The organism is Vibrio sp. 10N.237.312.B06, from assembly GCF_041464685.1.
GTDB lineage: Bacteria > Pseudomonadota > Gammaproteobacteria > Enterobacterales > Vibrionaceae > Vibrio > Vibrio tasmaniensis_A.
Window position 1 is genome coordinate 1 of sequence record NZ_JBFSPI010000144.1, and the last position, 6,157, is coordinate 6,157.

Consider the following 6,157-nt stretch of genomic DNA (forward strand, 5'->3'; position numbering starts at 1 on the left):
AACCCGCATCATCAGCTTGGAAGGCTGAGGTAATAGCCATTATACGATGCACGCAACACGTAACTCTGTTTGAGCTATTTAACCTTTAGAATATGGTGGAGGGAGACGGATTCGAACCATCGAAGGCAGTGCCGGCAGATTTACAGTCTGCTCCCTTTGGCCACTCGGGAACCCCTCCAAATTTTGAGCTTTCTCTCGCTTACCTTAAAGAAAGGGAGAAAGTGGTGCCGACTACCGGAATCGAACTGGTGACCTACTGATTACAAGTCAGTTGCTCTACCTACTGAGCTAAGTCGGCACAAGTGGGGCGCATTTTATTGAATGATTTTCCACCTTGCAATAGTAAATTGAAAAAAAGTGAAAAATTCTCCTATCAAATTCCTATATACGGCTATTTAGCTCAAGGTTTCTGCCTTTAACCCACATCTAGTACAGGAAGATATTTTATTTATCTATCGCTTGATGTATTTTCCATGCACTTGTTTTGTTATCCACTATAGAGTTTATATGAGCCCATTTATGTCATTTGACCGCGAACGTTGGTCTGAGCTAAGGAATTTAGTTCCGATGACACTTTCTGAGAGCGACTTAAAAGAGCTTCAAGGCATCAATGAAAAGCTCACAATGGAGGAAGCCGTTGAGATCTACCTGCCGCTCTCTCGCCTATTAAATCTCTATGTGGCAGCCAGACAGAATAGAAACTCAGTACTCCATCAATTCCTGGATAAAAACGAGAAAGCACCACCTTTTATCATCGGTATTGCTGGAAGTGTCGCTGTGGGCAAAAGTACAACTGCACGACTGCTTAAAGCCCTACTTTCTCGCTGGGAGAACCACCCAAAAGTTGAGCTAGTCACAACCGATGGCTTCTTATACCCAAATGAGGTGTTAGAAGAAAAAGGATTGATGAGTAAAAAGGGCTTTCCGGAGTCTTACGATATTAAGCGTTTAGTGAACTTTGTTTCGGATGTAAAAGCATGCAAGAGAAATGTCACGGCTCCCGTGTACTCGCATCTTACGTACAACATTACTGATGACGTTAAGTGTGTCGACCTACCAGATGTGCTTATTATTGAAGGACTTAATGTCTTGCAAACAGGCATGAACGATCCACACGAGCCACATCGCGTGTTTATTTCAGACTTCCTTGATTTCTCACTCTATGTTGACGCTGATAGCCAACAAATCAAAGAGTGGTACGTCAATCGCTTTATGAAATTCCGCGATGGCGCGTTTACCAAACCTGGCTCTTACTTTAGTCATTACACAAAATTATCGAACCAAGCGGCACTGGATAAAGCGGAAGGTATCTGGAGTTCAATTAATGGCTTGAACCTAGAACAAAATATCCTTCCTACACGAGAAAGGGCTCACTTGATTCTACGTAAAGGCGCAGATCATATGGTTGAAGAAGTATTACTAAGAAAATAGTAACGCCTTAATCGCCTTTTCTTAGCGATATCTCTCCACCGATATAGCTCTCGATACCATTCTCAGTTTTGAGTAATACAGCACCTTGTTCATCGATGCCTTGAACAACACCTTCAATTTCTCTAGGTCCAATGATCAACCTAACATTGCGACCTAAGAAATTATCAAAGCGATTCCAACGCTCTACAAAATTCGACATCCCTTTCAACTCATAATCAACAAGAGACTTATCCCAGGCATTGATCAGAGCCTGTGCTAACTGATTGCGATCGGGCACCTTCCCATCACACACTTCTTTAAGAGAAGTCCACGGTTGGCCAATACCTGATGTTGTTGGATCCATGGATAAGTTTAGCCCTAAACCAATCACAATATGTGCAGCGCCACCAGACTGTCCTGACAGCTCTACCAAGATACCAGCAAGCTTCTTGTCATTGTGGTAAAGGTCGTTCGGCCATTTGAGCTTTATACCTTCTACGCCCATCTCTTCCAAAGCTTCAACAACAGCTACACCAACCACAAGGCTCAAGCCCATCGCGGCAGCCATCCCTGCGTCGAGTCTCCAATACATTGAAAGATAGAGGTTTGCACCGAATGGCGATACCCACTCTCGTCCACGACGTCCACGTCCCGCAGCTTGATATTCAGCAATACAGACAGAACCCGATTCGAGGGTGTTAGTACGCTCTAATAGGTGTTGGTTTGTAGAACCTATGATTGGAATCAGTTCAAGAGAAGCATCTCGACTAACAACAGACAATTTGTCTTCGTTAAGCATATCTAAACGGCTAGCTAACTTATAGCCCTTGCCTTGTACTCGGTAGATATCTAAACCCCACCCTTGAATACCTTTAATATGCTTACTGATAGCCGCTCGTGATACACCAATCATTTCACCTAGATCTTCACCTGAATGAAACTCACCGTCAGCAAGACATCTCAATAGTGCAAGCTTGGTACTGTGTTCTCTCATGCCAATGACTCCAAAGCCTTGTCTAGGTTTGTCTCGCAGTCTCGTCCCATAAAACGCACTTCATGTTCCAGTCGAATATCGAATTTATTCAAGACAGACTGACGCACTCGCTCTGCAAGCTTAAGGATATCCACAGCAGAAGCCTCATCATAATTGATGATAACTAATGCTTGGTTTGGGTGAACTTGAGCACCACCTTCTGTCACGCCTTTGAACTGGCATTGATCAATCAGCCAGCCTGCAGCGACTTTGATCATGTCATTGCTCTCATAGCCTACAATGTTTGGGTATAGAGCGAACAGGCGATCAAAATGGTCTTTGGTGATCACAGGGTTTTTGAAGAAGCTGCCCGCATTACCTTGGACTCTAGGGTCTGGCAACTTACTTGAACGGATAGCGCATACTTCATCAAATATAGTTCGAGGAGAAAGCGTATCGGCTGCTAGGCTTTTTAACGGGCCATAGTGATTGCATGGCTCCCACTCTTTCGGCAACGTTAAACCAATCGCAACAACAATCGCTTTATCGTAGAGAGCGTGCTTGAAAATAGAATCTCGGTAACCAAAGAGACACTCTTCTTTGCTCAATCGCTTAACTGTATAAGTATCCAGACACAGGATATCGACATACTCGCATACGTCTTGTAGCTCAACACCATACGCACCAATATTTTGAATCGGAGCCGAACCTGAACAGCCAGGTATCATTGCTAGGTTTTCTAGACCACCGAGCCCTTTATCCACACTCCATTCAACTAAGTTTGGCCAATCTTCCCCCCCACTAACATGCAGTAGGTGATGACTATCCGTCTCGGTCAACTCAATCCCGGATAATTTGTTCACTATGACCAGACCAGCGAAGTGCTCAGTAAAAAGCATATTACTGCCTTTACCCAGTATTAACTTAGGTAAAGCTGACCATTTAGGGTCTCTGTAAACGGAAATTAATTCTTCGATATTGGTGACTTCAACCAACGTATCACACGTCTGATCTATGGAAAAAGTATGAACATTTTTTAAACTAGCATTGAGATGGAATTGCATGGCGATATTCAATTAACTTACACTGCAGTCATTCTACAGCAGATAAACCAATGGCGCAGTGACTGAATGAACAATGTCATCATTACCCAATTAGACCCAGTAAAGGTTCCCCTAGTTAAACGTTTCTATAAAGAACATTACCCAACGGGAAAAGCTAATAAAAGTGAACTGATCTATTCGTTATTACTGGATAACGAGCTGTGCGGTGTCGTGCGCTTTCGTACAATAGAAAATAATCGCTTACTTACTGGAATGGCGATATCAAAACAACATCGCGGTAAGCAATTAGGCTCCAAACTTATGGATTATTGTGCGCAACATGCACTTACGGAAGACGATTACTGCTTTGCGTACGCTCATCTCACCAATTTTTACGCGCGACACAAATTCGTACAGGTAGAGCCTAAAGATCTGCCAAATGGTTTAAGAGTTTTATACGAGCGCTATTCGAATAGCGGAAAAGATCTCATTCCTATGCATTATCAGCAAAATTGTTAGAGAATGCCTCGATTATCTAGTATTTGATGCTATCCCTTTGGTAAAATTAAAGGTTCGCAATTTTGCATATTTTTAAGGTAAAACAGTCAATATGATTGCCAGTAGGAATCCATTCATACAGTTGCCAACCATAGCGCAGAATCCTGACAAGTTTGAAGTACTACTATCAGCGCAAGAGTTTCGAACTCGTCTACTTGATGAGATATCTCGCGCAACGACTCGTATTAGTTTAGTCGCTTTGTATCTTGAAGATGATGAGGCTGGCCGTGAAATCCTAACTGCCTTATATGAAGCAAAACAAAAGAATCCAGAATTAGACGTGAGTGTTTGTGTCGATTGGCACCGAGCGCAACGTGGATTGATTGGCGCGGAGTCTTCTGAAGGCAATGCTGCAATGTATAAAGAGTTTGCAGAAAAATATCAGCACTCTGTACCCGTCTATGGCATTCCAGTTCGCGGCAAAGAAGTCTTTGGCGTATTGCATTTAAAAGGCTTTATCGTCGATGATAGCGTGATATACAGCGGTGCAAGCCTTAACAATATCTACCTGAATTACCATGACCGCTATCGCTTTGATCGTTACCATGTTTTAAACAACGCAGCGCTTGCTGATTCAATGTTTACCTACGTACACGAACAGATGGTTGCGGACAGCGCTGTTTATGACCTGGCTGATAAGAACAAGCCTTCGACCAAAGAACTGAAACCAGCGATTCGTCAGTTTCGTGCATCATTAGCAAGGTCTCAGTATCAATTCGATGGTCAAGAGGTTTCAGCAGACCAAGTTGCTGTAACACCATTAGTTGGTATCGGTAAAAGACGTAACCGTCTGAATCAAGGAATCAATCAACTCGTAGCTCAAGCTAAAGATGAAATCTTTATCTGTACACCTTACTTCAACTTCCCACCTAGCCTAGCTAAAGAAGTGAAGAAAGCGCTTAAGCGTGGCGTAAGGGTCAGCATTGTTGTTGGCGATAAGACAGCGAATGATTTCTTTATCTCGCCAGAAGAAGAGTTTAAAACGATTGGTGGTCTTCCATACCTATACGAATTGAACCTGCGTCGTTTTGCCAAAGCTAATGAAGCACATATTGCTGGTCGTAATCTTTCGATTCGACTTTGGCAACACGATTCAAATAGCTTCCACCTAAAGGGAATTTGGGTCGACAAGCGCTACATGCTTCTTACAGGTAATAACCTAAACCCACGCGCATGGAAGTTGGATCTAGAGAACGGCATCTTTATCCAAGATAACTACCATCACCTAACAGATAAGTTCCAAGCTGAAGTGGATAATATCCTTCAACACACTCAGCTTATCTGTACTTATAAGCAGTTAGATAAGGTAGAGAGCTACCCGATGGACGTTCAGAAGTTAATTCGTAAGATCACTCGTGTGAAAGCCGATAGAGTGCTTAAGCAAATACTGTAGTCGATGGATTAAAAACATTATCACCGCCTAGCAAACGCTAGGCGTTTTTGTATCTACGATATAAATGACTAAATGGTGAAAATCGTTGATAAGTACTGCCACCCGAATTTATCTATTATCTCCTCGACCACATGGGCTTCTCTTGGAGAGCTTCTCGATCCAAACACCGAAAAAATCACAGAAAATCCAAGACGATTTTAAAAAATCAAAATAGAAACGATCCCGATAATATTGGGCTATAGAGTGCTGATGCCTGGTTTCAAGACGAAGCTAGGTTTGGTCAACAGAACACAACTACAAGTCTTTGGGCAACTAGTGGAACCAGGCCTCGCGTGGTAAAACAACAGCAATTTGAATACGCTTGTTTGATTCGGTAGGAATTGATGAAACAACAGTGGTTCTTTGGGTTAACAAGGACATAATGACAAATCACTTAGAGCAGATATCTAAGGCTACTGAAAAAGGACGTCATGCAGTCTTTATTATGGATGGAGTTGGTTGCGAAAACATGATCTAGCAAATCAAAGTTTCACTGGTTATAACGACATTGTTTCCAAGGTTTGTCGCGCTTGGAATGGATTTCTTGAGTGCAAAGATCGCGTCACCAAAATGAGCAGAAAAGATTGGATAAACCTGATCAGTAACTTTCCGGATTGGTATAACAGCAAGGCACTTTTTCAAATGTAAAAAAGCCCTGCTATTTCTAGCAGGGCTTTTCTAATAATTGGCGGAGTGGACGGGACTCGAACCCGCGACCCCCGGCGTGACAGGCCGGTATTC

At 42.8% G+C, this 6,157-nt stretch carries 5 protein-coding genes and 2 tRNA genes; 3 read left to right on the top strand and 4 right to left on the bottom strand.

Translation table 11 applies throughout. From position 1 onward, the window contains the following. Positions 1-93: 93 nt before the first annotated feature. Positions 94-178 (bottom strand) — tRNA-Tyr (locus tag AB6C75_RS22515). A gap of 44 nt (positions 179-222) precedes the next feature. Then, positions 223-298: transfer RNA gene (locus tag AB6C75_RS22520), tRNA-Thr, on the bottom strand. Between the two features lie 209 nt (positions 299-507). Here AB6C75_RS22520 and coaA point away from each other — a divergent pair. Further along, complete coding sequence (gene coaA, locus AB6C75_RS22525) at positions 508-1,431, top strand: type I pantothenate kinase (RefSeq protein WP_009844725.1); 924 nt, start codon at positions 508-510, stop codon at positions 1,429-1,431. A 7-nt stretch (positions 1,432-1,438) separates the two neighbouring features. Here coaA and birA read toward each other — a convergent pair whose 3' ends face one another. After that, complete coding sequence (gene birA / locus AB6C75_RS22530; RefSeq protein ID WP_065679893.1) at positions 1,439-2,404, bottom strand: bifunctional biotin--[acetyl-CoA-carboxylase] ligase/biotin operon repressor BirA; 966 nt, start codon at positions 2,402-2,404, stop codon at positions 1,439-1,441. Beyond that, a complete protein-coding gene (gene murB / locus AB6C75_RS22535; RefSeq protein ID WP_372109339.1) occupies positions 2,401-3,447 on the bottom strand; it encodes a UDP-N-acetylmuramate dehydrogenase in 1,047 nt (348 codons plus the stop codon). Before murB ends, birA begins: the two co-directional genes overlap by 4 nt. Positions 3,448-3,513: 66 nt before the next feature. Between murB and AB6C75_RS22540 the strand changes: the two genes are divergently transcribed. Beyond that, entirely contained in the window at positions 3,514-3,945 is a 432-nt protein-coding gene (locus AB6C75_RS22540) for a GNAT family N-acetyltransferase (protein ID WP_017096508.1), read from the top strand. 91 nt (positions 3,946-4,036) lie between these two features. After that, a complete protein-coding gene (gene pssA / locus AB6C75_RS22545; RefSeq protein ID WP_372109342.1) occupies positions 4,037-5,377 on the top strand; it encodes a CDP-diacylglycerol--serine O-phosphatidyltransferase in 1,341 nt (446 codons plus the stop codon). The last annotated feature ends 780 nt before the right edge of the window (positions 5,378-6,157 follow it).